We start from the raw sequence: 372 nt of genomic DNA, 5'->3' as shown, positions 1-372 counted from the left end.
CCTTCGCCAGCTGCGACTGGGAGAGGCCGGCTGCCTCCCGCAGCATGCGGAGGTTAGTGGCCCCCGCGCGCTCGGTGCGCATCTCGTCGAAAACGGCGACGAACTTGCCCTCGGGGCCTCGTGCAGCGGCCAGTACATGGAGCGAATTTCGTCGTAGGTGGCCGTCGCGAAGATGGATCGGTACGAGCACCCCGTGACCATCTGGTAGTGCGCGAGCACCCACCCGACCCAGAAGTCCGGCGTGCGGTCGTAGCGGAGACTCGGCACGGGCAGCTCCTCGCAGGGAAGCAGCGGCAGCATGGTGCGCAGCAGGTCGTAGGACGACTTCCCGGCCACGTACACCGGGTTCTGCTTCTCGAATTCCTCGGCGAG

The 372-nt window shown here is 66.9% G+C and carries 1 protein-coding gene; it reads right to left on the bottom strand.

Features of this window, described 5'->3' with window-relative positions; translation table 11 throughout:
* The coding region (locus NE591_RS13255) for a hypothetical protein (RefSeq protein WP_256156865.1) at positions 1 to 372 on the bottom strand (372 nt) is incomplete at both ends.

The organism is Adlercreutzia sp. DFI.6.23 (assembly GCF_024462535.1).
Classification (GTDB): Bacteria; Actinomycetota; Coriobacteriia; order Coriobacteriales; family Eggerthellaceae; genus Adlercreutzia; species Adlercreutzia rubneri.
The sequence above is the reverse complement of the archived record's forward strand: the minus strand, read 5'-3'. Positions and strand labels throughout refer to the sequence as shown.